23 protein-coding genes, 4 tRNA genes and 1 riboswitch are annotated in these 26,800 nt (G+C 58.5%); of the genes, 17 read left to right on the top strand and 10 right to left on the bottom strand.

Annotated elements, in window-relative coordinates; genetic code table 11:
* Positions 1–64: 64 nt before the first annotated feature.
* A complete protein-coding gene (locus KGA97_RS22770) occupies positions 65–574 on the bottom strand; it encodes a 6,7-dimethyl-8-ribityllumazine synthase (protein ID WP_008033105.1) in 510 nt (169 codons plus the stop codon).
* Positions 575–688: 114 nt separating this feature from the next.
* Positions 689–860: riboswitch (FMN riboswitch) on the bottom strand.
* Positions 861–1,057: 197 nt separating this feature from the next.
* Here KGA97_RS22770 and ltaE point away from each other — a divergent pair.
* From ltaE to KGA97_RS22735, 7 genes are all read left to right on the top strand, one after another.
* Positions 1,058–2,062 carry a low-specificity L-threonine aldolase gene (ltaE, locus tag KGA97_RS22765; protein WP_008038459.1) on the top strand — a complete coding sequence of 335 codons (1,005 nt, stop codon included), beginning with the start codon at positions 1,058–1,060 and terminating at the stop codon, positions 2,060–2,062.
* A 146-nt stretch (positions 2,063–2,208) separates the two neighbouring features.
* Complete coding sequence (gene alaS / locus KGA97_RS22760; RefSeq protein ID WP_223481544.1) at positions 2,209–4,827, top strand: alanine--tRNA ligase; 2,619 nt, start codon at positions 2,209–2,211, stop codon at positions 4,825–4,827.
* Positions 4,828–4,918: 91 nt separating this feature from the next.
* A complete protein-coding gene (locus KGA97_RS22755; RefSeq protein ID WP_008033100.1) occupies positions 4,919–6,160 on the top strand; it encodes an aspartate kinase in 1,242 nt (413 codons plus the stop codon).
* A gap of 187 nt (positions 6,161–6,347) precedes the next feature.
* Positions 6,348–6,536, top strand: coding sequence for a carbon storage regulator CsrA (gene csrA, locus KGA97_RS22750; protein WP_002554426.1), 189 nt, complete (start codon positions 6,348–6,350; stop codon positions 6,534–6,536).
* Between the two features lie 62 nt (positions 6,537–6,598).
* Positions 6,599–6,689: transfer RNA gene (locus tag KGA97_RS22745), tRNA-Ser, on the top strand.
* Positions 6,690–6,797: 108 nt separating this feature from the next.
* Positions 6,798–6,874: transfer RNA gene (locus KGA97_RS22740), tRNA-Arg, on the top strand.
* Positions 6,875–6,946: 72 nt separating this feature from the next.
* Positions 6,947–7,023 (top strand) — tRNA-Arg (locus KGA97_RS22735).
* A 19-nt stretch (positions 7,024–7,042) separates the two neighbouring features.
* Here the strand turns inward: KGA97_RS22735 and KGA97_RS22730 are convergent.
* Positions 7,043–7,561 (bottom strand): outer membrane protein assembly factor BamE, encoded by a 519-nt coding sequence (locus KGA97_RS22730; RefSeq protein ID WP_223481543.1) that lies wholly within the window; start codon positions 7,559–7,561, stop codon positions 7,043–7,045.
* 320 nt (positions 7,562–7,881) lie between these two features.
* On the opposite strand from KGA97_RS22730, the gene mgtE reads away from it, so the two are divergent.
* A complete protein-coding gene (gene mgtE, locus KGA97_RS22725) occupies positions 7,882–9,324 on the top strand; it encodes a magnesium transporter (RefSeq protein WP_008033095.1) in 1,443 nt (480 codons plus the stop codon).
* A gap of 193 nt (positions 9,325–9,517) precedes the next feature.
* Here mgtE and KGA97_RS22720 read toward each other — a convergent pair whose 3' ends face one another.
* Complete coding sequence (locus KGA97_RS22720) at positions 9,518–9,844, bottom strand: Arc family DNA-binding protein (protein WP_003178899.1); 327 nt, start codon at positions 9,842–9,844, stop codon at positions 9,518–9,520.
* Positions 9,845–10,232: 388 nt separating this feature from the next.
* Between KGA97_RS22720 and phnN the strand changes: the two genes are divergently transcribed.
* Positions 10,233–10,805 (top strand): phosphonate metabolism protein/1,5-bisphosphokinase (PRPP-forming) PhnN, encoded by a 573-nt coding sequence (gene phnN / locus KGA97_RS22715; protein ID WP_223481542.1) that lies wholly within the window; start codon positions 10,233–10,235, stop codon positions 10,803–10,805.
* Here phnN and KGA97_RS22710 read toward each other — a convergent pair.
* Both KGA97_RS22710 and KGA97_RS22705 read right to left on the bottom strand, forming a co-directional pair.
* Entirely contained in the window at positions 10,780–10,959 is a 180-nt protein-coding gene (locus KGA97_RS22710) for a PA3371 family protein (RefSeq protein WP_223481541.1), read from the bottom strand. The genes phnN and KGA97_RS22710 overlap by 26 nt on opposite strands.
* A gap of 21 nt (positions 10,960–10,980) precedes the next feature.
* Positions 10,981–11,214 (bottom strand): hypothetical protein, encoded by a 234-nt coding sequence (locus KGA97_RS22705; protein ID WP_223481540.1) that lies wholly within the window; start codon positions 11,212–11,214, stop codon positions 10,981–10,983.
* A 292-nt stretch (positions 11,215–11,506) separates the two neighbouring features.
* Here KGA97_RS22705 and KGA97_RS22700 point away from each other — a divergent pair.
* Both KGA97_RS22700 and KGA97_RS22695 read left to right on the top strand, forming a co-directional pair.
* A tRNA-Arg gene (locus tag KGA97_RS22700) sits at positions 11,507–11,583 on the top strand.
* A gap of 148 nt (positions 11,584–11,731) precedes the next feature.
* Positions 11,732–12,271, top strand: a complete 540-nt coding sequence (locus KGA97_RS22695) for a hypothetical protein (RefSeq protein WP_223481539.1) — start codon at positions 11,732–11,734, stop codon at positions 12,269–12,271.
* A 7-nt stretch (positions 12,272–12,278) separates the two neighbouring features.
* On the opposite strand, the gene KGA97_RS22690 is transcribed toward KGA97_RS22695, so the two are convergent.
* Entirely contained in the window at positions 12,279–16,412 is a 4,134-nt protein-coding gene (locus KGA97_RS22690) for a CheR family methyltransferase (protein ID WP_223481538.1), read from the bottom strand.
* A 243-nt stretch (positions 16,413–16,655) separates the two neighbouring features.
* Between KGA97_RS22690 and KGA97_RS22685 the strand changes: the two genes are divergently transcribed.
* From KGA97_RS22685 to KGA97_RS22670, 4 genes are all read left to right on the top strand, one after another.
* A complete protein-coding gene (locus KGA97_RS22685) occupies positions 16,656–18,260 on the top strand; it encodes a tetratricopeptide repeat-containing response regulator (protein ID WP_207285402.1) in 1,605 nt (534 codons plus the stop codon).
* Positions 18,257–18,949, top strand: coding sequence for a sensor histidine kinase (locus KGA97_RS22680; RefSeq protein ID WP_008038447.1), 693 nt, complete (start codon positions 18,257–18,259; stop codon positions 18,947–18,949). The genes KGA97_RS22685 and KGA97_RS22680 overlap by 4 nt, the downstream gene beginning before the upstream one ends.
* Positions 18,950–19,188: 239 nt before the next feature.
* Positions 19,189–20,430: a glutamine synthetase family protein gene (locus tag KGA97_RS22675; RefSeq protein ID WP_223481545.1), complete on the top strand. Its 1,242-nt coding sequence runs from the start codon at positions 19,189–19,191 to the stop codon at positions 20,428–20,430.
* 69 nt (positions 20,431–20,499) lie between these two features.
* The gene (locus KGA97_RS22670; RefSeq protein WP_223436521.1) at positions 20,500–21,870 is read left to right on the top strand and encodes an MFS transporter; all 1,371 of its coding nucleotides are present in this window, start codon (positions 20,500–20,502) and stop codon (positions 21,868–21,870) included.
* Positions 21,871–21,933: 63 nt separating this feature from the next.
* Here KGA97_RS22670 and KGA97_RS22665 read toward each other — a convergent pair whose 3' ends face one another.
* From KGA97_RS22665 to flgA, 4 genes are all read right to left on the bottom strand, one after another.
* A complete protein-coding gene (locus tag KGA97_RS22665) occupies positions 21,934–22,680 on the bottom strand; it encodes a flagellar brake protein (RefSeq protein WP_207285400.1) in 747 nt (248 codons plus the stop codon).
* Positions 22,681–22,772: 92 nt separating this feature from the next.
* Positions 22,773–23,240, bottom strand: coding sequence for a flagella synthesis protein FlgN (locus KGA97_RS22660; RefSeq protein ID WP_008038443.1), 468 nt, complete (start codon positions 23,238–23,240; stop codon positions 22,773–22,775).
* A gap of 48 nt (positions 23,241–23,288) precedes the next feature.
* Entirely contained in the window at positions 23,289–23,615 is a 327-nt protein-coding gene (gene flgM, locus KGA97_RS22655) for a flagellar biosynthesis anti-sigma factor FlgM (RefSeq protein ID WP_008033053.1), read from the bottom strand.
* Between the two features lie 167 nt (positions 23,616–23,782).
* Complete coding sequence (flgA, locus tag KGA97_RS22650; protein ID WP_207285399.1) at positions 23,783–24,544, bottom strand: flagellar basal body P-ring formation chaperone FlgA; 762 nt, start codon at positions 24,542–24,544, stop codon at positions 23,783–23,785.
* 81 nt (positions 24,545–24,625) lie between these two features.
* On the opposite strand from flgA, the gene KGA97_RS22645 reads away from it, so the two are divergent.
* Both KGA97_RS22645 and cheR read left to right on the top strand, forming a co-directional pair.
* On the top strand, positions 24,626–25,558 hold the full coding sequence (locus KGA97_RS22645; RefSeq protein ID WP_008033048.1) for a chemotaxis protein CheV: 933 nt from the start codon (positions 24,626–24,628) through the stop codon (positions 25,556–25,558).
* A gap of 46 nt (positions 25,559–25,604) precedes the next feature.
* On the top strand, positions 25,605–26,432 hold the full coding sequence (gene cheR / locus KGA97_RS22640; protein WP_008033047.1) for a protein-glutamate O-methyltransferase CheR: 828 nt from the start codon (positions 25,605–25,607) through the stop codon (positions 26,430–26,432).
* The last annotated feature ends 368 nt before the right edge of the window (positions 26,433–26,800 follow it).

Here is a 26,800-nt window from a genome sequence, read left to right as displayed (position 1 = left end):
GCGATGATGTTGAATGTTAAATCGCTTTCGCGGGCAAGCCTCGCTCCTACAGGGGGAGCGGTGTTTAGACGGCTACTGCGCGTGGCTCAGTACGACGCAACGCCCGAATCTTGCTCAGCGTATCCGCACACGTCTTCGCCGCTTCCTGGCCTTTGTGCACGAAATGCTCGAAGAAGAACTTCTGATGCTCTTCGCCGGCATGGAAGTGGTGCGGGGTCAGGGACACCGAGAACACCGGCACTTCGGTTTCCAATTGAACCTGCATCAAGCCGCTGACCACAGACTGGGCGACGAATTCGTGACGGTAGATCCCGCCGTCCACCACCAGGGCAGCCGCGACAATACCGGCATAACGGCCGGTCTTGGCCAGCAACTTGGCGTGCAGGGGCATTTCAAAGGCGCCGCCGACTTCGAAGAAGTCGATGTCGGATTCCTGATAACCCTGGGCAATCATTTCTGCGACGAAGCCCTTACGGCTCTGATCGACGATTTCCTTGTGCCAGCAGGCCTGGATGAACGCAACGCGCTCGCCCTGATGGTGTTTGCTTTTGCTGTCGATTGCGGTGGGTTGCATGTTCTGACTCCTGTTTATGTATAAAACAGGGCATATGAATCGAATGGGATTTAAGGGTACGCAGGCACGAATGCCCGCGGACGGCGCTTTGGTATCGAGCCTAGGCGGCGCCAATCCCGTTCTCTCTTCATCCGGACTATGACCGTCGGCCCCGGGATCACACCGGGTCTGCTGACCTTGCCGTCAAACACCGCCGAAGCCGTGCCTGTCGCCAAGCGCTCGCGGGCTATGCGCATTGCGCGCAATTACCGCCGGTGGGGAGTTGCACCCCGCCCTGAGAACGTTTTGCCGACAGATTGTCTGGCGGCGCAGCGTTTTTAACACATATTTCTCAGCCGTGCATTGCTGCTATCTGATGATTGCTATCGACTTTTTCGCTCACTTGCTGCGTCTTTTCCTCGCCCAAGGGTTGATTATTCGTCGACATGACCGCAGTAATTCCATTCCGAAAGGGATTTTCCCCTGCTTACCGAGGCCAGATTCATGAGCGTTATCGATCTTCGCAGCGACACCGTCACTCAGCCGACTCCAGGGATGCTCGACGCGATGGCCAACGCGGCCACCGGTGACGACGTCTACGGTGAAGATCCGACGGTCAATCGTCTGGAAGCCGAGTTGGCGAAACGCCTGGGCTTTGCCGCGGCGCTGTTCGTGCCGACCGGCACCATGAGCAACCTGCTGGGCCTGATGGCGCACTGCGAGCGCGGTGACGAATACATCGTTGGCCAACAGGCGCACACGTATAAGTACGAAGGTGGCGGCGCGGCGGTGCTCGGTTCGATCCAGCCGCAACCGCTGGAAGTGCAGGCCGACGGCTCGCTGGACCTGGCTCAGGTGGCCGCCGCGATCAAACCGGACGACTTCCATTTCGCCCGCACCCGCTTGCTGGCGCTGGAAAACACCATGCAGGGCAAGGTGCTGCCGCTGGAGTATCTGGCCCGGGCGCGCAGTTTCACTCGCGAACACGGGTTGCAACTGCACCTCGACGGCGCTCGCCTGTACAACGCGGCGGTCAAACTGGGTGTCGATGCCCGGGAAATCACCCAGCATTTCGATTCGGTGTCAGTCTGCCTGTCCAAGGGGCTGGGCGCGCCGATCGGTTCGGTGTTGTGCGGCTCGGTCGAGTTGATCGGCAAGGCGCGCCGTCTGCGCAAGATGGTCGGCGGCGGCATGCGTCAGGCCGGGATTCTGGCGGCGGCGGGGTTGTACGCTCTGGACAACAACGTTCAGCGTCTGGCGGACGATCATGCCAACGCGCAATTCCTCGCGGACGGACTGCGAAAAGCCGGTTACGAAGTCGAACCGGTGCAGACCAACATGGTTTATGTGCAGATGGGCGACAAGGCCGAGGCGATCAAGGCGTTTGCCGCTGAGCGCGGGATCAAACTCAGCGCCGCCGGTCGTCTTAGAATGGTCACGCACATGGACGTGAGCCGCGCGCAAATCGAGCAAGTCATCGCGACATTCGTCGAGTTTTCGCGCAACTGACAGCGTTAGCCGTCCAATTGACCGTTTCTATCGTATAAACACGCTGTACCCCGCGCGCTGGGCCGATATAATGCGGCCCTTTGCCGTCGCTTCGTCTGTTGACGTTTCGCACAGGCCTTTGGCCGCAGCCTCCGTGGAAGAACCTAATGAAAAGCGCAGAAATCCGTGAAGCCTTCCTTCGCTTCTTCGAAGAGCAAGGCCACACTCGTGTAGCCTCCAGCTCTTTGATTCCGGGCAACGACCCAACCCTGCTGTTCACTAACGCGGGGATGAACCAGTTCAAGGACTGTTTCCTGGGCCAGGAAAAACGTGCGTACACCCGTGCGACCAGCAGCCAGAAATGCGTGCGTGCCGGTGGCAAGAACAGTGACCTGGAAAACGTCGGTTATACCGCTCGTCACCACACCTTCTTCGAAATGCTGGGTAACTTCAGCTTCGGTGACTATTTCAAGCACGACGCAATCACCTACGCCTGGACCTTCCTGACCGGCGTCCTGAAGCTGCCCAAGGAAAAACTCTGGGTAACGGTCTACGCCTCGGATGACGAAGCCTATGACATCTGGACCCAGCAGATCGGTGTGCCGGTCGAGCGCATGATCCGCATCGGCGACAACAAAGGCGCGCCTTACGCCTCCGACAACTTCTGGACCATGGGCGATACCGGCCCGTGCGGTCCTTGCACCGAGATTTTCTACGATCACGGCGCCGACATCTGGGGCGGCCCACCGGGTTCGCCGGAAGAAGACGGCGACCGTTACATCGAGATCTGGAACAACGTGTTCATGCAGTTCAACCGCACCGCCGATGGCGTGTTGCATCCGCTGCCAGCACCGTCGGTCGACACCGGCATGGGCCTGGAGCGGATCAGTGCGGTGATGCAGCACGTTCATTCCAACTATGAAATCGACCTGTTCAAGAACCTGCTGAGCGCATCGGCCAAGGCCATTGGCTGCACCAATGACGATCAGTCTTCGCTGAAGGTTGTGTCCGACCACATCCGTTCGTGCGGTTTCCTGATTGCCGATGGCGTTCTGCCGTCCAACGAAGGTCGTGGCTACGTGCTGCGCCGGATCATTCGTCGTGCGTGCCGTCACGGTAACAAGCTGGGCGCGACCGGCAGCTTCTTCTACAAGATCGTCGCGGCGCTGGTTGCCGAGATGGGCGAAGCCTTCCCGGAACTGCAGAAGCAACAATCCAACATCGAGCGCGTGCTCAAGGCTGAAGAAGAGCAGTTCTCCAAGACCCTGGAGCACGGCCTGAAGATTCTCGAGCAGGATCTGCTGGAACTCAAAGGCACCGTGGTGCCGGGCGACGTGGTGTTCAAACTCTACGACACCTACGGTTTCCCGATGGACCTGACCGCGGACATCGCCCGCGAGCGCAACCTGACCGTCGACGAAGCCGGCTTCGAACGCGAAATGGAAGCCCAGCGCGTCCGTGCCCGTTCCGCCAGTTCGTTCGGTCTGGACTACAACACGCTGGTCAAGGTTGACGTGGCCACCGAATTCACCGGCTACAAGGCCACCAGTGGTTCGGCGAAAATTGTCGCTATCTATAAAGAAGGCAAGTCCGTCGACGTCTTGAGTGAAGGCGAAGAGGGCGTGATCGTTCTCGATCAGACCCCGTTCTACGCTGAATCCGGCGGTCAGGTTGGCGACTGCGGCTACCTGCAATCGAACATCGGCCGTTTCGACGTGCGCGACACCACCAAGACCGGTGGCGCGTTCCTGCACCACGGTGTGCAGGCATTGGGCAGCCTGACTATCGGTTCGCCGGTCGAGACCCACGTCGAAGCCGACGTGCGCCACGCGACTTCGCTGAACCACTCGGCCACTCACTTGCTGCACGCGGCATTGCGTCAGGTGCTGGGCGATCACGTTCAGCAGAAAGGTTCGTTGGTCGACAGTCAGCGCCTGCGCTTTGACTTCAGCCACTTCGAAGCCATCAAGCCTGAGCAACTGAAGGCGCTGGAAGACATCGTCAACGCCGAGATTCGCAAGAACACGGCTGTTGAAACCGAAGAAACCGATATCGAAACCGCCAAGCAAAAAGGCGCCATGGCGCTGTTTGGCGAGAAGTACGGCGACAACGTGCGCGTACTGAGCATGGGCGGCGATTTCTCCGTCGAGCTGTGCGGCGGGATCCACGCCAACCGTACCGGCGACATCGGCCTGCTGAAAATCATCAGCGAAGGCGGTGTGGCTTCCGGTGTGCGTCGTATCGAAGCGGTCACCGGCGCTGCGGCACTGGCATACTTGAACGCTGCCGAAGAACAACTCAAGGAAGCGGCCAACCTGGTCAAGGGCAGCCGCGACAACCTGATCGACAAGCTGTCGGCTGTGCTGGAGCGCAACCGTCTGCTGGAGAAGCAACTCGAGCAGTTGCAGGCCAAGGCTGCCAGCGCGGCGGGCGACGATCTGTCGGCTTCCGCCCTGGACGTCAAAGGCGTGAAAGTACTGGCCGTGCGTCTGGACGGTCAGGACGGCAAGGCGCTGCTGGCGCTGGTCGATCAACTGAAAAACAAACTCGGCCGCGCAGTGATCCTGCTCGGCAGTGTCCATGAGGAAAAGGTCGTTCTGGTTGCAGGCGTAACCAAAGACCTGACTGGCCAACTCAAAGCCGGTGATTTGATGAAGCAAGCCGCTGCGGCAGTGGGCGGGAAGGGCGGTGGTCGTCCAGACATGGCGCAGGGCGGTGGTACTGACGCTGGCGCACTGGATGCGGCATTGGCCCTGACTGTTCCATTTGTAGAGCAGGGTTTATAAGGCAGTGTGTCCGGCCCACAGTCTAGTGGTGGGCCGGAACGCTGTTTGAGTGATTATTTGGGCGCCCTTCATGGGCAGAGGCGGCTTTGAAATGGCTTTGATCGTACAGAAATTTGGAGGCACCTCGGTCGGCACTGTCGAGAGAATCGAGCAGGTCGCCGACAAGGTTAAGAAATTCCGCGATGCCGGCGATGACCTGGTGGTTGTGCTGTCTGCAATGAGCGGCGAAACCAACCGTCTGATCGATCTGGCCAAGCAAATCAGTGGCGACGGTCAACCGGTTCCGCGTGAGCTGGATGTGATCGTCTCCACCGGTGAGCAGGTGACGATTGCCCTGTTGGCCATGGCGCTGATCAAGCGCGGCGTGCCAGCGGTGTCCTACACCGGCAACCAGGTACGGATTCTGACGGATAGCGCGCACAATAAAGCGCGTATCTTGCAGATTGATGACCAGAAGATTCGCGGTGATCTGAAAGCAGGTCGTGTGGTGGTTGTCGCCGGTTTCCAGGGCGTCGACGAGCACGGCAACATCACCACCCTCGGTCGTGGCGGTTCCGACACCACCGGCGTGGCGCTGGCGGCAGCCTTGAAGGCTGACGAATGCCAGATCTACACCGACGTCGACGGCGTCTACACCACCGACCCGCGTGTGGTGTCCGTGGCCCAGCGCCTGGACAAGATTACCTTCGAAGAGATGCTGGAAATGGCCAGCCTCGGTTCCAAGGTGTTGCAGATCCGTGCGGTGGAATTCGCCGGCAAGTACAACGTTCCGCTGCGCGTACTGCACAGCTTCAAGGAGGGTCCGGGCACCCTCATTACTATTGATGAAGAGGAAACCATGGAACAGCCGATCATTTCCGGCATCGCTTTCAACCGCGATGAAGCCAAGCTGACCATCCGTGGCGTGCCAGACACCCCGGGCGTTGCATTCAAGATTCTCGGCCCGATCAGCGCCGCGAACATCGAAGTCGACATGATCGTGCAGAACGTTGCGCACGATAACACCACCGACTTCACCTTCACGGTACACCGCAACGACTTCCAGGCCGCGCAAACCGTGCTGGAAAACACCGCTCGCGAGATCGGTGCCCGTGAAGTCGTTGGCGACATCAAGATCGCCAAGGTCTCGATCGTCGGTGTCGGCATGCGCTCCCACGCAGGTGTGGCCAGCCGTATGTTCGAATCCCTGGCGAAAGAAAGCATCAACATCCAGATGATCTCGACTTCGGAAATCAAGGTTTCCGTGGTGATCGAAGAGAAGTACCTGGAACTGGCTGTGCGCGCCCTGCACACGGCTTTCGAACTGGACGCGCCGGCCCGAACGGGCGAGTGATGCGTTTGCCGAAGGGCGCGGTCTGACCGCGCCCTTTTGTTTTTTTGAATGGTGCGGCCCGAAGCTGTTCTTTTGCCCGCGCTGGTCAATACTCAGGCATGTAGGGCTGCGATCTTTCAGGTTGTAGGTCGAGTGCCTTTTTTTTGCAGACTGTTGTCCCTGAAATGAAATGCGTGAGGAGAAAGGTATGCTGATTCTGACTCGTCGGTGCGCAGAAAGCCTGATTATTGGTGATGGAGAAATCACCGTGACCGTGCTCGGCGTTAAAGGAAATCAAGTGCGTATCGGTGTCAACGCCCCGAAAGAGGTTGCGGTCCACCGTGAGGAAATTTACCTGCGTATAAAGAAAGAGAAGGACGAAGAACCAAGCCATTAATTTTTATCGTTTTTTATGTTTGCAAACGGGGAAGAAGCTGGTTAATATACGCCCCGTGTTGCGGAGAGCTGGCCGAGTGGCCGAAGGCGCTCCCCTGCTAAGGGAGTACACCTCAAAAGGGTGTCGGGGGTTCGAATCCCCCGTTCTCCGCCATTATTTGCGTAGTACGTTGTAATCTGGCTTCTTCGGTAAGTTGTTGAAATTACTAGAAAAAAGCGCTTTACAAAAAGATTCGACGGCCTATAATGCGCGGCAACAAATGCACTCGTAGCTCAGCTGGATAGAGTACTCGGCTACGAACCGAGCGGTCACAGGTTCGAATCCTGTCGAGTGCACCATTTAAGAGTTGTTTGCAGTGATGTGAGCTACTCTGTTTCAACCAGTTGTGATCTGGTCTAAAAACACAAATTGCACTCGTAGCTCAGCTGGATAGAGTACTCGGCTACGAACCGAGCGGTCACAGGTTCGAATCCTGTCGAGTGCACCAAACAACAAAAAGCCCGCGTTTAACGCGGGCTTTTTGCCGTCTGGGATTTGGCTTTTCCTCTGGTACAACCTCTCTCATCGAATTCGACGTGTGCGCTACGACCTCGCTTGGTGTCGTATCGGTAGTTCGTGGCTGAATTGCGAATACTGATCTTGTCTGGCTTGCCGAGGGCGCTTTCGACGTCTTGCCGGGTCATGCCGGCGACAATCCGTTGATTGATGATTGCTTCCCTGCGTTCCCTGGCATCGATCTGGTTTCCACAGTTGTCTTCTGTCTGGCCGACGACCGTTGGCTCCCTCCTTTTGATATTCATACGTGATGTTTCACGAAAGTCCGCTTCCGGCATCAGCGACACCGTGCTGCCGGGGGTAAACGTGCGCACTTCCTGGAGCGAAAGGCTTTCCCCGGTCGTACAACTCAGCGTGGTGAAGGTGATGCGGCCGTTTGCTGCCTCGCAGCGGTGAACGGTTGAGGCAAGTGCCACGGGCGGCAGGCAGAGCAGGGCGATCAGCAGAAAATAACAGGCATTCAATGGCATCAAACGTCCTCCATGACGGTCTGACTCAAGGGTAGCCGCTACATTTTTCAGCGCTGGTGTGTTTTCTTTTCAGAATGAGTCGTCGCATTTTCACGGATCAGGACGGCGCTCAGGTTTGTCTCGCAAGCGCTTGTTTCAGCCGCGATTTTTTAACATTTAAAACCGTTGGGCGGTGTATCATTGCGCCCGTCAGCCCCGCCGGGGCTTGTGGAATACCTCCATGGACTTACCCAGTAGTAATTCAGTAAACCGCTTTTCCAATCATGAATTGACTGATTGATCCTTCCGGCGTGCCCCGCTGCTGGGAGTGGAGTTCGCCTATGTCCGAAGTTGAAGTAAAGAAAACGCAAGAAAGCCTGCAGGACCGCCTCGCTCAAGTGATTGAGCTGTTGCAGCGTCAGCGGGTGGTCGAAGACCTGACTCATCGCCAGGAAGGTCCGCATCACGACCGGGTTGAAAACCTGGTTCACCGGCAAAACCTCGTCGAGCTGCAACGCAAGCTCGATGACCTGCACTCCGCCGACGTTGCCTACATCCTTGAAGCCTTGCCGCTGGACGATCGTCTGACGCTCTGGCAATTGGTCAAGGCTGACCGCGACGGCGACATCCTGCTCGAAGTGTCCGACTCGGTACGTGAAACCCTGATCGCCGACATGGACGATCACGAGCTCCTGGCGGCGGCCAAGGACATGGATGCCGACGAACTGGCTGACCTGGCCTCCGAGCTGCCGCGAGACGTCGTCCACGAGCTGATGGAAACCCTCGACGGTCAACAGCGTGAGCGCGTTCGCTCCGCATTGTCCTATGACGAGGAGCAGGTCGGTGCGTTGATGGACTTCGAGATGGTGACGATCCGTGAGGACGTCAGTCTCGAGGTGGTTTTGCGCTACCTGCGTCGGCTCAAGGAGCTACCGGGTCACACCGACAAACTGTTCGTGGTCGATTACGACGGCGTGCTCAAGGGCGTGCTGCCGATCAAGCGTTTGCTGGTCAACGACCCGGAAAAACAGGTTTCGGAAGTGATGGCTAGCGACCCGGTGAGTTTTCACCCGGACGAAGACGCCTACGATGCTGCACAAGCGTTCGAACGTTACGACTTGATCTCGGCCCCGGTGGTCGACAAGAACGGCAAGCTGATCGGCCGTCTGACCATCGATGAAATGGTCGACCTGATTCGTGAAGAGAGCGAAAACGAAGTTCTCAACATGGCGGGTCTGCGTGAAGAGGAAGATATTTTCGCGTCAGTCTGGAAATCCCTGCGCAACCGCTGGGCCTGGCTGGCAATCAACCTGATTACCGCCTTTATTGCCTCTCGCGTGATCGGATTGTTCGAAGGTTCGATCGAGAAGCTGGTGGCGCTCGCGGCATTGATGCCGATCGTGGCGGGCATCGGTGGCAACTCGGGTAACCAGACCATCACCATGATCGTTCGCGCCATGGCGCTGGACCAGGTGAGTACCGGCAATACCTCGCGTCTGATGCGCAAGGAGCTGGCCGTCGGTTTGATCAACGGTTTGGTCTGGGGTGGGGTGATTGGTGCGGTGGCCTACCTGCTTTACGGCAGTTGGTCCCTCGGCGTGGTGATGACCGCCGCCATGACGCTTAACCTGTTGCTCGCGGCGTTGATGGGGGTGTTGATCCCCATGACCCTGGCGAAGATGGGGCGCGATCCGGCGATGGGCGCCAGCGTGATGATTACGGCCATGACCGACAGTGGTGGTTTCTTCATCTTCCTCGGGCTGGCGACCATCTTCCTGCTTTGATTGCCATCTGCCTGCAACCCGCGAATCAGCTCGTAGGAGCCAGGCTTGCCGGCGAAGGCGATCTCAGGGCCGCCTTCGCCGGCAAGCCTGGCTCCTACAAGATCAATTAACCCGCCAATCGGCGGGTTTTTTTGTGGCTGAATTTCAGGCAAAAAAAAGCCAGCGATTAAGCTGGCTTGAGTGTTCGGATGAATCAGGAGGCGTCTGCGGCCATTTCGGCGTCGTGGGCAATCAGCGAAACGAGTGCGTTCTGCTGACGGTGGGAGAGTTGGCGGAAGCGCTGCAGCAGTTCGCGTTCGTGCAGTGACAGCTCCGGGCTGTCCAGTCGCATGCTCAACTCTTCACCCAGTGCGCCTTCCTGAATGAGACTCTGCTCAAGGCGCGCAATGATTTCGGAGTTCATGCTGCGATGATGATTGCGAGCCACCTCGGCAATGCGTTCACGCATTCCGTCTGGCAGACGTACGACGAACTTGTCAGCCGTACGGCTGGAATAAATTGCCTGTTTCAATGGGCGCATATATTTAACCGGTTAGTTCAGGGGAGCGGTTCTCGGGATTGGCCGCGCGATGTCTGATAGGACAAGGACTCTGGCCAAATGTTCAACCTGAATTGATAGAGGCTCGCATCATGCCTCAAAGAAGCCAGATCATTGGCGTCAATTCTGTGACAAATATTGAACTGGATAAAGGCGTTATGCCAGCACCAATTATCAGAAATGCGGACTGGTTTGAAAAGACTACCCATGTCCGTATCGCTGACCGCGTCCTATTGCACGACAGCAGATGTCCTGGGACGCCTGAAGGTGCATGCTGTGCGGATTTCGATCACGATTCCTTACTTCGTACAGAATAGTGGCAATTGGCCGATTTACTAGTGGCAACCACGACATGGGGGGCTAATTCAGGATGGATGGCAGACTGATTTACCTGATGGGGCCTTCCGGATCCGGCAAGGACAGTCTCATCGAGGCTGCTCGCGAGCCTTTGCAGGCAATCAACTGCGAAGTGGTGCGTCGGGTCATTACGCGTTCAGCTGAATCCGTGGGCGAGGATGCCATCGGTGTTTCCCGTGAAGAGTTCGCGCGCCGCAAAGAAAAGGGTGACTTTGCGCTGTGCTGGCATGCCAATGGCCTGGATTACGGTATTCCCGTCGTGATCGATCAATGGCTCAAGGAGGGCAGGGATGTCCTGATCAACGGCTCCCGCGGGCACTTGGCCCAGGCGCTACGCCGCTATCCGGCGCTGGTGCCGATTCTGTTGACGGTCAAGGAGGATGTGCTGCGAGAGCGCTTGCTGCGGCGGGGGCGTGAAAGTCTGGCGGAGATTGAGGCGAGATTGCGCAGAAATGAACTGTTCACGGCTGACGCCTCAGTCGGTGAGACGCTAATCCACCGACTCGACAATTCAGGCGAACTATCGGACACAGTGGCCGGCCTGTTGAAGCTGCTACAAGTCAGCGCAACACCGGATCAAACTTGATCTTGCGGCCAGCGACCAGCGCCAGTACGAACAACGCACTGAAAATGCCGCAGGCAATCAACGGCAGGGTGATGATTGCGTCCTCTACCAGTGATAAATGAAGAATGCCGCTGAGCAGGGCGAGGACGAAAAATCCTGCGGCTGATTTGGACATGCTGTGCTCCTGATGGGTTGTTCAAAATGCCAGGCGTTCTGAAGACTGCGCTGGCAGCAGGATATTTTCCTGGCTCACTTCTTGACCGACAAAACCCTGCTGATTACCCAACACCGCCAATTGAGGTGCCTTCTGTACCTGGAGGTAATGAGGCATTCGTTGGGCAACCGGCTCGGCACCGCTCTGCGGGGCAAAATGAAAGCCCAAAAAAATCGCCAGAGCGATCGCGTTCGAGAGTAAAAGGGCGCGGTTCATGAGGGCTGACCTCCGTTGTTCTTTGAGAACAGCTGAAGCAGCCGACGTGCCAAGAGTCTAACGGCTATTAAATCCTTTAAAAACAAAGAATTAAGATAATCATGCAAGGTGGTCTCATTGCAATTTGCAATGATGGCTTTTTGCGGTGATGCAATTTGCACGGTTAACAAATCCCGTGCTGTAGAGGGGCGTCTGCCTACACTTAAAAAGCCTACGGACGACATGACAAAATCAGACCCGCCCGTTAACATGCACGCCGTCCATCGCATCGCATTTCTCGCGGGCGACTTGTGTCTCAGTAGCTCAATTGGATAGAGCATCCCCCTCCTAAGGGGAAGGTTGGCAGTTCGAACCTGCCCTGGGACACCATCAATTTCCAGCCCTGTGGCTGTCAAAAAAGCCCCGCCAGGATCTCGTATCCGGCGGGGCTTTTTCGTGTGGGATCACCTGACGACCAACATTTGAAAGACGCTCATTGCTGTGCCTTACTCCAAGGACCACACAGGGAGCGAAATCGATGCGACGCAGGGGCGCCCAATTCTGGTTGTGGACCAACACGCGATTGCCTCTGCACACCCACGAAGAAGTGCTGGGCAGCGGCATGCAAATCGAGGTGCATGCGCGGATCAGTGTTGAAGGGGTTACCCAGATTTTTGTAGGTGTCTACGGCGCTGATGGCTGGCCGATTCGCGAGGAGCATCATGACCTCAAGGATGGTGAGCATTATTGTGCCGCATTGAAGTGGGGTACCCAGCGGGCGAGGGAGATTGTGGCGGACACTCAGGAGTTCGTCGCGCCGCACCGGGTGCAACTGACGTTGAGTCCGGTGATTACCGATGAGTCGGTCGTCGCGTTGCGCCGGATGGAGATGACCGAGCGTGAACGCTTGAAGCTCAGGTCTGCCGATGCCTGGTCAGAGTACCTGGACGCCAAGGAGGCCATGCTCGTCTTGATGCGCTCCACCAAGGTTGACCCTATGGTCTGGGCCGATCACAAGGAGCGGCTCAGGCAGGCGATCGATCGGCGCGCCTGCGTGCAGCGCGACTATCTGAACTGAGCGCGCTTCAGCGCTGGTTGCGCAGCGTCTCGATGGTCTGGATCAGGTCATCGTAGGACACCGGTTTGCCAACATGCTGGTCAAAGCCCGACTGTCGCGATTTCTGAATGTCGCTGTGCGCCCCGTAGCCGGTCAGGGCGATGGCCGGTACATCCTTCGCGAGCGGCAACTCACGCAGTGCGCTCATCAACTCGTGGCCATTCATGACCGGCATGCCGAGGTCGGAAATGATCAGGTCGAATCGGGTGCTTTTTGCCGCGTCCAGCGCCGCCACCGGGCGGTCAAAGGCAATTACTTGCGCATCTTCCATCTCCAGCAGCATTTTCAGGGTTTCCAGCACGTCCGCGGAATCGTCCACCAACAGAATCGTCAGTCCGCTCAGTCTGCCGCAGCTCTCTTCGGTCTGGGCAGCGGCTTGCGCTTCGCCGGCGGTTTTGGCCAATGGCAGATAGACGGTGAACGTGCAGCCTGTGCCTACACCGGCAGAACTCACCTCGACTGCACCGCGTTGCGCCTCGGTCAACTGACGGACCAGCGACAAACCAATCCCGAGCCCTTCACGGTTATGGGTGGCATGTTGTTTTTCAGCCTGGCCGAACAGGTCGAACACGTGATCGAGGTTTTCCGGGGCAATGCCGACGCCATTGTCCTTGATGTCGAGCCGCGCCATGTCCCCGGCCTGGCTGGCGATCAATTGCACACGCCCCTTGGTCGGGGTGAATTTCAGTGCATTGTTCACCAGGTTCCAGATGATTTGTTCCAGCCGTGTCGGGTCGGCCTGGACCATCAATGCATCGGACGGCACCAGCAGTTCGACGGTGACGTCATGCTGGTCATTGAGCACGACAGTGTGGACATCGCGCAGCACACTGGCGAGGTCGACGGCGACCGTTTGCAGCTTGAGCTTGCCGGTGCGGACCCGGGCGACATCCAGCAGATCGTCGATGATCCGCGCCTGGCTGGTGACCGCGTCGCAGATGGTGTTCACCGCCCTGGCCGCCGGTGCCAGCGACTTGGTCACCGGCAAGCGCCGCAGCAATTCTGCGTTGAGCTGGATCAGGTTCAGCGGGTGCTTGAGCTCGTGGGACATGACCGCAAAGAACTCGTCCTTGAGGTTGTTGGTGTTACGAGTCTCGGCCAGTTCCTGGCTCTGTTCTTCGTGCTGGCGTTTATGGCCGGTCAGGTCACGGGCAATTTTCACGTAGCCCTGCAGGTTATCGCCGCTGAGCAGAGTCACTTCGCCGCTGCAAAAGAAGCGGCTGCCATCCTTGCGCAAATGCCAGCGTTCATCGTCGCTGCGGCCGTGGTTGCGCACCGTCAGCAGCTCGTTTTCCGGCACGCCCGCCGCGCGGTCCTCGGCAGAGAAAATGAAGTCATAGTAGGCGCCTTCGGCCTCGGCCTTGCTGTAGCCGAAGATCAACTCCGCGCCTTTGTTCCAAGTGGTGATCACCCCTTGTTCATCGAGCGTGATGATCGCGTAGTCGCGGGTGCTTTCAGCGACCAGGCGCATGCGCTCCTCGCCCAGGCGCAGCTCTTCTTCGGCCGCCCGGCGCTTGGTGATGTCGATGAAGGTCAGCACGGTGCCGTCGATGTGGTCTTCGCTGGAGCGGTAGGGCAGCAGGCGGGCGATGTACCAGCGGTTGTCGGTGCTGCTGACTTCACGCTCGATCATGTTCAGCGATTCGAACACCAGCGCCGCATCACCGGCCAGGTTGTCGTAATGCAGGCGATGGGTGATGTCGAGCAGGGAGCGCCCGGTGTCCACCGGCAGCATGCTGAAAATGTCGGTGGCACGCGGGGTGAACCACTTGATGCGCATGCTGCGGTCGACAAACACCGTGGCGATGTCGGTGGAGGCAATCAGGTTGGTCAGGTAGTCGTTGATCTTGTCGGTTTCTTCGACCTTGGTTTTCAGCTCGAAATTGACCGTCAGCAACTCTTCGTTGATGGATTGCAGCTCTTCTTTACTGGTCTCCAGCTCTTCGGTGGCCGAGCGCAGTTCTTCGTTGATCGCCTGCATTTCTTCGTTGGAGGCCTTGAGCTCTTCGCTGGAGACCTCCGATTGTTCGATGGTGTCCTGCAAATGCAGCTTGGTGCGTTGCAGTTCGCGTTCGAGGTTGGACAGCACCTGGTTTTCGTTCTGCAGCACGGTGGTTGCCGCCAGTTCTGAAGGATCGACTTCGACCTCCTCGAAAATCACCAGCACGTACTCACTGTCCGAGCCTTCATCCTTGTAGGGATGAGCGACCAGATCAATCAGATAACGCCGCTCATCACGCTTGATCGACACCTCGCGGGATTTGACCGACAGGCTGCTCTGCTGAACCTGGAACAACGTGGTGCGCAGTTCCAGGCGCAGCTCTGGAAGGATCAACGTCAGTAAATTGCGCGACATCTCACCACCGACGTGCCGCAGGAAACGCCCGGCACTTTCACTCATGTGCAGAATGTCGGCGTTGGCGTCGACGATCACGCTCGGTGGCGCGGACTGTTCGAGGGCGCGTTGATGGATGTCGGCGAAAGAGGTTTTGCGTTGTACGCCGCTGTGCGTCGGTTGCTGGGAAATGTTGGTCCGCACGTAGCCTCCACGCGGCATGGTCGGCGTGCGACGGCTGTTGGCCGTACCGGTTTTGGCGCGGAAGATCCGGTTGCGTTTGTCCACTGGGGCGAACAGTTCGTGGCACGCGTCCGCGCTCTCGGAGGAGCCGAGAAACAGGAACCCGCCGGGGCGCAGGGCAAAGTGGAACATTTGCAGGATTTCGCGCTGCACTTCGCGATCGAGATAGATCAGCAGGTTGCGGCACACGATCAGGTCGATCTGCGAGAACGGCGGATCGGACAGCAGGCTGTGTTTGGCGAACAGGACTTTTTCGCGGATTTCCTTGCGAATCCGGTAATGGTCATCTTCCTTGAGGAAGTAATGCCGCAGTCGTGTTGGCGGCACGTCGGTGACGATGGCTTGCGGGTACAGCCCGGCCCGGCCGACGCTGATGGCGCGCTCGTCAATGTCAGTGGCAAACAGTTGCAGCGATGCCGCACTGGCGTCCAGTTGCAACTGATCGCTGAGCAACATCGCCAGGCTGTAGGCTTCTTCGCCGGTGGAACAACCCGCAGACCAGACGCGAATTTCTTCTTTCTCTGGCTGCGCCGACACGGCGGCACTGACCAGTTGCGGCAGGACATCGCGCTCCAGCGCTTCGAAGGCCTCGCGATCGCGGAAGAAGTTGGTCACGCCGATCAGCATGTCGCCGAGCAGGGCCTTGGTTTCTTCGGGATTGTTTTGCAGGTAATGGAAATAGGACGCCAGATCCGGTTGAGACGTGACCTGCATCCGCCGTTCGATCCGGCGCAACACGGTGGCGCGTTTGTAGTGTTTGAAATCATGGCCGGTGCCGGTACGCAGCTGGACCAGAATGTCGTGCAGCATTTGCTCCGCGACCAGCGCTTCGCGTTCGGAGATGGCGACAATGGTCTGCGGTTCGGGGTCGTTGGCAATGGGCAAGCTGATTTCCTGAGAGTTACGCCACAGCTCCAGCAGTTTTTGCGGCATTTCAACGACCGGCAGAACCAGGTCAACCATGCGGGTATCGATGGCGGCGCGGGGCATGCCGTCGAACTCGGCATCTTCCGGTGCCTGCGCCAGTGTGACGCCGCCCTGTTCCTTGATGCGCGAAAGACCGACGGCACCGTCAGAGCCGGTGCCCGACAGCACCAGGCAGAACGCTCGTTCCCGATGGACATCGGCCAGGTCGCGGAAGAACAGATCGATCGAGGCGTGCCGGGATTCCCGGGTATCGCTGGTGCTGACCTCAAGAAAACCATCGTTCATCGACAGGCGTTGTGCCGGTGAAATGACGTACACATGGTTTTTCTCGATGGACACCCTTTCAGTGACTTGCAGAACCGGCATCGCGGTCGATTCCTGGACGATCCTGTCGGCAATGCTCTGGTGATCGGGGGAGAGGTGAAGAATGATCACGAACGCCATGCCGTTGTCCTGCGGCATGTTTTCGAAGAACAGCTTGATGGCTTGCAGCCCACCTGCCGACGCGCCAATTCCCACCACCGGAAAATCCAGGGTACTGGGGATCAGGGTCTTTCGCTCATTGGAGTTCACTGAGCGATTGGGGGTGGTGGTCATAACTTATGCCTGTGCCGACGACGGGAGCGTCTGGGTCTGAAAGAGGGGGAGCAGACGCGTTGCAATAAATCAGGATAATCCCGTTTTTCAATAACGCCTTCAAATATTTAGCCCGCATTCGCGGCCCTTTTAAATTTGGACTCCAGCGGCGCAAATGCATTCCAATTCTTCAAGTGAATGGCCCTGCTGGCCGATAACCCGGACAGTCATGATCTTCTTCTTAAAATTGCCTGGAAATCTTCGATGCTGTCGTATCACCAAAAGCGTTTTTTGATCGTCGATGATTTCTCGGATTTCCGCAGTTCCGTCAGGTCCATGCTGCGTGAGCTGGGCGTCAAGGACGTGGACACCGCCGACACCGGCGAGCAGGCGCTGCGCATGTGTTCGCAGAAGTCCTACGATTTCATCCTCCAGGATTTCCACCTCGGCGATGGCAAGAAGAACGGTCAGCAGGTTCTCGAAGACCTGATGGTCGAGAAGCTGATCAGCCACGAATCCGTGTTTGTCATGGTCACCGCCGAGACCAGCCAGGCGATGGTGCTCAGCGCCCTGGAACACGAGCCCGATGCTTACCTGACCAAACCCTTCAACCGTTCCGGCCTGGCCCAGCGCCTGGAGCGTCTGGAGCAGCGCAAGACCTTGCTCAAGCCGATCCTGCAGGCGCTCGATCGCGGTAAACCGGTTGAAGTGCTCAATGCCTGCATCGCCTTGTGCAAGCAGGACATCCGCTACTCGCCGCTGTGTTTGCGCTACCGCGCCGATGCCTTGCGCGACTTGAATCAGAACGAAGCGCTGGAGCGACTCTACGACAGCATCATTGCCGACCGGCCTTTGCCGTGGGCGTTTGCCGGGCTGGGCCAGTTGCTGTTCAAGCGGGGTCAGGTCAGCCAGGCCAAGGGCGTCTACGAAAAAGCGTTGAAAGTGTTCCCGATGATGCCTGCGCTCTATGACGGCATGGCCGATGTGCTGGTCGCCGAGGGCGACACCAAGGCTGCGCAACAGGTGTTGGAGGAGGCGATTCGTTTGTCGCCACTGGCCGTACGCCGGCAAGCGCTGCTGGGTAAGCTGGCGATGACCAACGAAGATTTCGATACCGCGTCCAAAGCTTACCGTCAGGCCGTCAGCCAAGGTGCCCAGTCACGTTTCAAGGACGCCGAAAGCAACCTCGGCCTCGCCCATGCGTTGATCAGCAAGGGCAGCGAAAAGGGCCTGGACACCCGGACCCGGCTGGAAATCAACACCACGCTGAGTGCCGTGGCCAAGGAAAACCCTTCCGACCCGGGCCTGCAGATTCGTGCGCGGCTGATGAAGGCCACCAGCCTGTTGCTCAACGACGCCGAAACCGCAGAAAAGCTCACTGAGCAAGCGATGTTGCGCCTCGATGGTATGGAGCAATTCATGAGTGCCGAAGCCGCGCTGCTGGTGGCCAAGCAGCTGCAAATGCTTGGGCAGGCTGACGCCGGTAAGTCGATGCTGAAAAACTGCGCAGAAATCTACGGTGACGATCCGACGGTGATGCAGGGTATCGCCAAGCTGACCGACGACCCGAGCATCCTCAACTCCGGCAACGATGCGGCGGAACTCAACCGTCAAGGCGTGCGGGTGTACAAGACCGGCAACCTGGTGGAGGCGCGGGCGGTGTTCCGCAAAGCCCTGGCGTTGCAACCGAAGAACATCAGTATTGCGTTGAACATGGCGCAATCGCTGCTGCATGGCACCGACACCAGCGCGCCATCGGCGGAGCTTGAAGAATGTCGCGCCTGCCTGAAAACGGTCGGCCTGATGCCCGACACCGATGCGCGATATGCGCGTTATCAGAAACTGAAAATCAAGGCGTTCAGCGGATGAACCAAGACAACCCGGCACTGGATTTCTCCACGGTGATTGCTTCCACCGTGCACGACATGAAGAACTCTCTGGCGATGCTGATGCAGGCACACAGCCAATGGCTGGCGCGCTTGCCCGACCCGGAGCGGCACACCCCGGAGCAGGGTGTGATCGAGTTCGAGTTCGCCCACCTCAACGGCATGCTGGTGCAGTTGTTGGGGCTGTACAAACTCGGCGTCAACCAGATGCCGTTGCAGCCGGCTTACCACGAACTGGATGACTTCATCGAAGCGCAACTGGCCTGCCATCAGGACGTGTTCGCCAGTCGCGGCATCATGGCGACCTATGAAGTGGACCCGCTGAGCCCGTTGGGTTTTTTCGACCGTGAGCTGATTGCGTCGGTGCTGGCCAACAGCATCAACAACGCCATCCGTTACGCCCGTCACGCATTGTTGATCACGGTGAGCGACGAGGCCGGGCAACTGGTGTTGACCATCAACGACGATGGTGAGGGGTATCCGGCCGAGATGATCGAGCGCCAGGCCGATTACGTGCAGGGCATCAACCACAGCAGCGGCAGCACCGGCCTGGGCCTGTATTTCGCCGGACGGATTGCCGCGTTGCATCAGCGCAACGGCATCGGTGGGCGCACAGAAATCAGCAACGGCGGCCCGTTGGGCGGTGGAGTGTTCAGCCTCTATCTCCCCTGAAAACACCGCATCCCCCTGTAGGAGCGAGCGTGATCCGTGAGGGTGTATTTGTACGTCGCTGCTTGATATTCCGAACACGCGGAGCCTATTTTGTACGGTCGCCGTTCGCGGCTTGCACAACTACAAAGGATTGCGTCATGACAACCGGTGGCCAGCGCTCACTCGCGCAGCGATTGACGGGCATTGATGAGATTGAATGTGTTACGCCGGATTTGAACGGCGTGCCTCGTGGCAAGGTCATGACGGCCGAAGGCTTTCACGAGGGGCGGCGTTTGCAGATGGCGCGGGGTGTGCTGCTGCAATGCATCATGGGCGGATATCCGCCAGCGCGTTTTTACGGCAGCGATGACGGCGACTTGGCGTTGGTGCCCGACCCTGCGCAAATCCACCGCTTGCCCTGGAGCAAACAGCCGCGTGCCTTGGCCATTTGCGATGCGGACGAACTGACCGGCGAAAGCTCCCCTCTGTCGACTCGCGGTCAACTCAAAGCAGTTATCGCGCGTTACGCCGCCCTTGGGCTGGCGCCAGTGGTGGCCACTGAGCTTGAGTTTTTCGTCTTCGCACCCAACACCGACCCGACGCAACCGTTCCAGCCGCCGGTAGGCCTGGACGGGCGGCGCGAGGACGGTCATTCGGCGTTCAGTGTCAGTTCCAATAACGGCTTGCGGCCGTTTTTCAGTGAAGTCTATGAGTGCATGGCGGCCCTCGGTTTGCCGCGCGATACGTTCATGCACGAGATGGGCGTCAGTCAGTTCGAGATCAACCTGTTGCACGGCGATCCCTTGTTGCTGGCCGACCAGACATTGCTGTTCAAGCATCTGCTTAAAGAAGTGGCACTCAAGCATGGGCTGACGGTGGTCTGCATGGCCAAGCCACTGGCGCACACGCCGGGCAGTTCGATGCATATTCACCAGAGCGTCGTCGAGATCGCCACCGGGCGTAACGTCTTCAGCGACGAGGCTGGCGAGCCGACGGCGACCTTCCGTCACTTCATCGGTGGCCAGCAGGCCGGCATGGCGGATTTCACGGCATTATTTGCACCGAACGTGAACTCCTATCAGCGCTTGTGCCATCCGTTCGCATCACCGAATAATGCCTGCTGGTCCCACGACAATCGGGCGGCCGGTTTGCGCATCCCGGCCAGCTCGCCGGTGGCGCGTCGGGTGGAAAATCGTCTGCCGGGGGCTGATGCCAACCCGTATCTGGCGATTGCAGCGAGCCTGGCGGCAGGGTTGTATGGCATTGAAAACAGGTTGGAGCCGAGTGAAGCGATCCAGGGCGAATTCGAGGTGCCGGATAATCTTTCGTTGCCGTGTACCTTGCATGCCGCGCTCGAGCGTCTGAAACGTAGCCAATTGGCGAAGGAACTGTTCGGCAAGGAGTTCATCGAAGGCTACGTCGCTTCGAAGACCATGGAGTTGACCAGCTTCTTTGATGAAATTACGCCCTGGGAGCGCCGTGTTTTAGCCGCCCAGGCCTGACGAACCTTCGTCTTCGGGCTATCTTTCGGATAGCCCGTTTCTTACCGCAAGGAGCCGCTCGGAACGCCGATGCGCCAAATCTGGAAACCCTTTCGAGCGCTGTATTTCGCCTCGCTGATGATGTTGATCGGCTCCGGCTTGCTGAGTACTTACCTGGGCTTGCGCCTGGCGGCCGACCATGTCGACAGCCTGTGGGTCGGTGCGTTGATGGCGGCCAACTATTTCGGCCTCGTGCTGGGGGGCAAGATCGGTCACCGGTTGATTGCCCGGGTCGGGCATATCCGGGCTTATTCGGCCTGCGCCGGGATTGTCGGCGCGGCGGTGCTGGGCCATGGTCTGGTGGACTGGCTGCCGGCGTGGATATTCCTGCGGGTCATCGTCGGTCTCGGCATGATGTGCCAGTACATGGTCATCGAAAGCTGGCTCAATGAGCAGGCCGAAGCCTCGCAGCGCGGCACGGTGTTCAGCGGTTACATGATCGCTTCTTATCTTGGCCTGGTGCTGGGGCAGCTGATTCTGGTCATGCACCCGGGCCTCGGTCTGGAGCTGCTGATGCTGGTCGCCCTGTGCTTTGCCCTGTGCCTGGTGCCGGTGGCCCTGACACGGCGGATTCACCCGGCGCCGCTGCATCCGGCGCCGATGGAGCCGCGCTTCTTTATCAAGCGCGTGCCGCAGTCGTTGAGTACGGTGCTGGGGGCGGGGCTGATCATCGGCTCGTTCTACGGTCTGGCGCCGCTGTATGCCTCGCAGCAAGGGTTGTCCACGGAGCAGGTCGGTCTGTTCATGGGTAGCTGCATTTTTGCCGGCCTGTTGGTGCAGTGGCCGTTGGGCTGGTTGTCCGACCGTTATGACCGGGCACTGTTGATTCGCTGTTTTGCACTGGTACTGGCCCTCGCCGCGTTGCCGCTGGCGATCATGAAGCAGGTGCCGCTGGAGGTGTTGTTCATCACCGGTTTTATCTGCTCGCTGGTGAAATTTTGCCTGTACCCGCTGGCGGTCGCGTTTTCCAATGACCACGTCGAGGCTGATCGGCGGGTGTCACTGACGGCGATGTTGCTGGTGACCTACGGTGTCGGCGCGAGTATCGGGCCATTGGTCGCCGGGGTACTGATGAAGATGTTCGGCAGTCAGATGCTCTACGCCTTCTTCAGTTTCTTTGCGTTGGTGCTGGTGTGGCGGATCCGTCCGAAAGCGGTGACCAACCTGCATCAGGTGGACGACGCGCCGCTGCATCACGTCGCCATGCCGGACAGCATGTCGAGTTCGCCGCTGGTGGCTTGCCTTGATCCACGGGTTGATGAGCAAGTGGTGCAGGACCAGATGCAGAGCCCGGCCAATCCTGATCCGGCTCCTGAGTCGGAGGCCGAGACACCCACCACTCCACCTCCGGAGGACCCTGACGCGGGCCGCGAGCAAAGCTTCACCGAGGCCAGGCCTTAAATCGGGGCATAAAAAAACGGGCAGTCACCGCGAGGGACTGCCCGTTTTTTATGGGTGCTTGAATTACAGGTCGTCTTTGTCGAAACGTCGTGCTTCGCGCTGAAGCTGGTAGACGAAACGCTCGACCTGACGCTGCACCAGGCCGCTCATGTTATGAAAGCGGATGCCGGCGAAGGTGGTGGAGATTCTTTCTTCGAAGTGCAGGTAACGCAGTTCGACCGGTGCCGTCATTTTGCCAAAGGGCAGGGCGGCGGCGAAGCGGTCGTAGACCTGGCCCAATTGCAGGCTGCCGGTGATGTCGCCTTCAAAGCGCAACTTGCAGCCGGTGGCGGAGATGTCCAACAGCTTGCCGCTGATCGGCGCCTTGAGTTTTTCACCGTCCAGATCGACGTTGACCAGTTGGGCCAGCTTCAAGGCTGCGCGGAAGGCATTGCGGCGCTGGTGATAAACCACTTCATTCGGCAGCGGGCCACGATAGCAGCGGCTGTCACCGGACTCGTCGATGGTCAGTTGACCGTTGCTTTCCCAGGCAATGCGCACGCCTTCGTGAAAGCCTTCGACCTTGAACGGTTCGCCGGCCAGCATGAAGCGCTCACCGTCACGCGGGATCATTTCGTCGAGCGCGATGGTGCCGCGCTCGCGGTCCACGTCCACCAGATAGCTCTGGAAGCGCTGGGTGCGCTCATGGAACGTGATGATCAGCGGGTCATGGCTTTCTTGCAGTTGGCGCAGGTTGCCGGAGATTTCCAACGGTGTGGTAAGCACCTTGGGTGGCTGCGGGGCATCTTCCGCGGTTAAGGCATTGGACACGGTTCATCAATCTCCAGACAAAATATGACTACGGCTGGCCAGTATATTGCCAGCATGTTGCGAGTCTTGATAGGGCGCGGTCATTTGCGGGCTCAAGCCTGACTGAGCGGGCGCGGCTTCGCAAGCTTGGCGGTTGATCCGCGGGCGTCATAAAGCGCTGGCGGTTCACCGCCGGTCAGGATTTTCAGCTGATTGGCCGTGGCGGCCTGCTGGACCAGGATGGACTGGCCATTATTGGCGTTCGCCGCCTGGCATTGAGCCAATAGATCGGTCAGCACATCGCTCTGGGCCAGCAACTGCTCGCCAATGCTCGAATGGCTGGCGAGTTGCTCCAGGCCGTTGCGATTGGTCGGCAGGTTGAGGCTGGCGAGGATTTCGCTGCGCTTGCGGCCATGCTGTTCAAGCAGAATGATCAATGCCTGTTTCTGCGCCAGAATCTCTTCGAGCAGTGGCATGTCCCGACCGTGCAAGGCGAGGGACTCGGTTTGCAGTAACTCAAGCAAGTGTTGCGCTGGAGCAAAGTCGTCGGTGATCAGTTGCAGTAAATTAGTGTCTTGCATGGCTGGCCTTGGGTTTTAAGCGTCCAAAAGCCTGGCGCGGGCCGTAGCCTAGCGCTGGGCTTCGAAGTTGAGCAGTTTGCTGGCTACACGGCTGCTGTCGACTTTATAGCTGCCATCGGCAATCGCTGCTTTCAACTCGGCCACACGGGCGTTGTCGACGGCAGGCTGATCGCGCAGCTTGTCAGTGACCTGTTGCAACTGTTGAGCCTCATTGCTGAGGTGTACCGATTCCCCGCTTTTGATGGCAGTGGCCTGTTCGGCCGGGGTATTCAGCGGCGCGGATTTGCCGGCATCGGCAGTTTCCTTGGCAACGCTGGTACGTGTACTGCCCGTAAGTGGCGAGGAGCTGTTCAAACGGCTGAAATCGATGACCATGGTAAAAAACCTCTGAGTATTTGGACGCTTGCCATGTTTTCGGCTCTCCCTGTGAAAACTTTAGACCCATTTATCAAATGGGCCCGCATGCGCCAGCACTTCTCCTGCATGCGGCACAGTTTAGGGAACAGCCTCGGGCAACGCCACATCTTCACGAACAGAGAATCCTACATGGACACTTCCACCTGACCTGGCGCGGTAACCTGCGCCTTGATGACCCGTTTGGAATTGAGGTTTTTCACCCGTATCTGCTCGGCCATGCCGCCGTTGGACAGGGCCTCGCCGGGCATTCGCACGCTGAGCGTACCACTGCGGGCGGTAATCACCACCTGATCGCCTTTGCTAATGACTTCCGCCTGTTCGAGATGGACCAGGGTAATCACCTGGTCGGTGACCATTGGTCGGGTAAGTCGCTGGCCGATCGCCTGGTCTACGGATGTGAAGTAGCCCTGGCCGATCAGGCTGATGTCACGCTCGCGTAGCGTCACGTCGTCGGGCTCGACAATCCCTGCGCGACGCAGGGGTCGGGTGACGGTTACAACGTCGCGAAACAAGCGGACTTGAGCGGGTACGAAGACTGTCCAGGGCGATGCCCCCTCGCAGCGAACCTTGACCGTGACCCGGCCCAGCGGCTTGGCCGGACTCTCGAGGCTGGCTGTCAATTCCTTGTCGCACATGGGCATGCGCAGTCGCTGGTCGAGCTGGTTGACCTGGATTTCGTAGCGACCTTCCGTTTGACTGGTAGCCAGATAGTCTTCTACGGTGAATTCAAGAAAGCCCTGGGTGACGCCGATAAGCATGTCAGGCAAGGTAACTGCGTCAGCAAAGGCAGGGCTGCCAGCGTTGAACAGGCAAACGGCCGACACTGCACAGAGCAATCTGCGGATAGGTGATGTCAGGCGTCGGAAAAATGTCGGTTCTGTGTTCATAAAAGTTAAAAAGCAAGCGCCGTGCCGTTTAGTGATGAATGTGCGTCGCAACACACTTAGCGTTGGTGTAGGAGTCTGGGCATGGCTGGTGTAATGGATTCGGTAAACCAGCGCACGCAACTGGTAGGGCAGAATCGCCTGGAGCTGTTGTTGTTCCGTCTCGACGGCCAGCAGCTGTACGGGATCAACGTGTTCAAGGTTCGCGAGGTGCTGCAATGCCCCAAGCTGACCCTGATGCCCAAGTCCAGTCCTGTCGTGTGCGGTGTGGCAAATATCCGGGGGGCGACCATTCCGATCCTTGATCTGGCAATGGCGACCGGTTCCGGAGCGCTTAAAGATCAAAGCAATCCTTTCGTGATCATCACGGAGTACAACACCAAGACCCAGGGTTTCCTGGTGCGCTCGGTGGAACGCATCGTCAACATGAACTGGGAGGAGATTCATCCGCCTCCCAAGGGCACCGGACGCGATCATTACCTGACGGCTGTGACTCGGGTCGACAATCAGTTAGTCGAAATCATCGACGTCGAGAAGATCCTGGCGGAAGTGGCGCCGACACCGGAAGCGATTTCCGTCGGCGTGGTCGATGTCGAGACCCAGCACAAGGCGTTGTCGCTGCGGGTGCTGACGGTCGATGACTCGTCGGTGGCGCGCAAGCAGGTCACGCGCTGCCTGCAAACGGTCGGTGTCGAAGTGGTGGCGTTGAACGACGGACGGCAAGCGCTGGATTACCTGCGCAAACTGGCCGACGAGGGTAAGAAGCCGGAAGAAGAGTTCCTGATGATGATCTCCGACATCGAGATGCCGGAGATGGACGGGTACACCCTGACGGCCGAGATCCGCAACGACCCTCGCATGCAAAAGCTTCATATCATCCTGCATACTTCGTTGTCGGGTGTGTTCAATCAGGCGATGGTCAAGAAAGTCGGTGCCGATGACTTCCTGGCCAAATTCCGTCCTGATGACCTGGCATCCCGGGTAGTTGACCGGATCAAAGCAGCAGACATCAGCTAGGGGCCTTTTGCCCCTGGTGATTAACACGATTTAAGAGGCGGCATCTTTGTCTACGGGTAATTTGGATTTCGAACAGTTCCGGGTCTTCCTGGAAAAAGCCTGTGGCATTTTGCTCGGTGAAAACAAGCAGTACCTGGTCTCGAGCCGTCTCAACAAACTGATGGAACAGCAAGGCATCAAGTCCCTGGGTGAGCTGGTTCAGCGCATCCAGACCCAGCCGCGCAGCGGTTTGCGCGAGTTGGTGGTCGATGCCATGACGACCAACGAAACCCTGTGGTTTCGTGACACCTATCCGTTTGAAGTCTTGAAGAACAAGGTACTGCCCGAAGCGATCAAGGCGGCTCCGGGGCAACGCTTGAGAATCTGGTCGGCGGCCTGTTCGTCGGGTCAGGAACCGTATTCGCTGTCGATGTCCATCGACGAGTTCGAGCGGGTCAACATGGGCCAGTTGAAGATGGGTGTGCAGATCGTTGCCACTGACCTGTCCGGCTCCATGCTGACCAACTGCAAGACTGGCGAGTACGACAGCCTGGCCATCGGCCGTGGGTTGTCGCCCGAGCGTCTTCAGCGTTATTTCGACCCGAAAGGGCCGGGGCGCTGGGCCATCAAGGCGCCGATCAAGAGTCGGGTGGAGTTCCGCTCGTTCAACCTGCTGGACAGCTACGCGAGCCTCGGCAAGTTCGACATCGTGTTCTGCCGCAACGTGCTGATCTACTTCTCCGCCGAGGTGAAGAAAGACATCCTGTTGCGCATCCACAGCACGTTGAAGCCTGGCGGTTATCTGTTCCTTGGCGCGTCCGAAGCGCTGAACGGTTTGCCGGATCATTACCAGATGGTTCAGTGCAGCCCGGGGATCATTTACCAGGCTAAGTGATGGGTTGGCGGTAGTTTGAAAGACGGGAGTCCTTGGGGACTCCCGTTTTTTTTGTCTGCTATGTGGTGTGTATATCCGTTTCTGGGGTTATGGCGGCTATTGGTTTCGCCCTTACGGCGAGTCACTTGGAAGAGCCCCAAGTAACCAAGGGCTCTTGCCCCTTTCGTTCGGTGCCTCGCTAAGGCTCGGCATACCCTCGCTCCGGTCCTGCTCCGTGGGCCCGCCGCCATCGGCCATCCATGGCCGGGGGCGGCTAACCCGGCATCCATGCCGGGTTGCCCACTGCGCAGAACCTGCGCTCGGCCTCTCGAGGGGGCGCTCAGATCAAAAGCTGAAGGCGAGCTAACGCTCGGCCTGATGAGTGGTGG

The organism is Pseudomonas sp. BF-B-15 (assembly GCF_019946675.1).
GTDB classification, from domain to species: Bacteria; Pseudomonadota; Gammaproteobacteria; order Pseudomonadales; family Pseudomonadaceae; genus Aquipseudomonas; species Aquipseudomonas migulae.
The sequence above is the reverse complement of the archived record's forward strand: the minus strand, read 5'-3'. Positions and strand labels throughout refer to the sequence as shown.

Bases quoted from the DNA above. Each gene is read 5' to 3' on its own strand.
- KGA97_RS22770 (WP_008033105.1), bottom strand. From the start codon at position 574: ATGCAACCCACCGCAATCGACAGCAAAAGCAAACACCATCAGGGCGAG.
- ltaE (WP_008038459.1), top strand. From the start codon at position 1,058: ATGAGCGTTATCGATCTTCGCAGCGACACCGTCACTCAGCCGACTCCA.
- alaS (WP_223481544.1), top strand. From the start codon at position 2,209: ATGAAAAGCGCAGAAATCCGTGAAGCCTTCCTTCGCTTCTTCGAAGAG.
- KGA97_RS22755 (WP_008033100.1), top strand. From the start codon at position 4,919: ATGGCTTTGATCGTACAGAAATTTGGAGGCACCTCGGTCGGCACTGTC.
- csrA (WP_002554426.1), top strand. From the start codon at position 6,348: ATGCTGATTCTGACTCGTCGGTGCGCAGAAAGCCTGATTATTGGTGAT.
- KGA97_RS22730 (WP_223481543.1), bottom strand. From the start codon at position 7,561: ATGCCATTGAATGCCTGTTATTTTCTGCTGATCGCCCTGCTCTGCCTG.
- mgtE (WP_008033095.1), top strand. From the start codon at position 7,882: ATGTCCGAAGTTGAAGTAAAGAAAACGCAAGAAAGCCTGCAGGACCGC.
- KGA97_RS22720 (WP_003178899.1), bottom strand. From the start codon at position 9,844: ATGCGCCCATTGAAACAGGCAATTTATTCCAGCCGTACGGCTGACAAG.
- phnN (WP_223481542.1), top strand. From the start codon at position 10,233: ATGGATGGCAGACTGATTTACCTGATGGGGCCTTCCGGATCCGGCAAG.
- KGA97_RS22710 (WP_223481541.1), bottom strand. From the start codon at position 10,959: ATGTCCAAATCAGCCGCAGGATTTTTCGTCCTCGCCCTGCTCAGCGGC.
- KGA97_RS22705 (WP_223481540.1), bottom strand. From the start codon at position 11,214: ATGAACCGCGCCCTTTTACTCTCGAACGCGATCGCTCTGGCGATTTTT.
- KGA97_RS22695 (WP_223481539.1), top strand. From the start codon at position 11,732: ATGCGACGCAGGGGCGCCCAATTCTGGTTGTGGACCAACACGCGATTG.
- KGA97_RS22690 (WP_223481538.1), bottom strand. From the start codon at position 16,412: ATGACCACCACCCCCAATCGCTCAGTGAACTCCAATGAGCGAAAGACC.
- KGA97_RS22685 (WP_207285402.1), top strand. From the start codon at position 16,656: ATGCTGTCGTATCACCAAAAGCGTTTTTTGATCGTCGATGATTTCTCG.
- KGA97_RS22680 (WP_008038447.1), top strand. From the start codon at position 18,257: ATGAACCAAGACAACCCGGCACTGGATTTCTCCACGGTGATTGCTTCC.
- KGA97_RS22675 (WP_223481545.1), top strand. From the start codon at position 19,189: ATGACGGCCGAAGGCTTTCACGAGGGGCGGCGTTTGCAGATGGCGCGG.
- KGA97_RS22670 (WP_223436521.1), top strand. From the start codon at position 20,500: ATGCGCCAAATCTGGAAACCCTTTCGAGCGCTGTATTTCGCCTCGCTG.
- KGA97_RS22660 (WP_008038443.1), bottom strand. From the start codon at position 23,240: ATGCAAGACACTAATTTACTGCAACTGATCACCGACGACTTTGCTCCA.
- flgM (WP_008033053.1), bottom strand. From the start codon at position 23,615: ATGGTCATCGATTTCAGCCGTTTGAACAGCTCCTCGCCACTTACGGGC.
- flgA (WP_207285399.1), bottom strand. From the start codon at position 24,544: ATGAACACAGAACCGACATTTTTCCGACGCCTGACATCACCTATCCGC.
- KGA97_RS22645 (WP_008033048.1), top strand. From the start codon at position 24,626: ATGGCTGGTGTAATGGATTCGGTAAACCAGCGCACGCAACTGGTAGGG.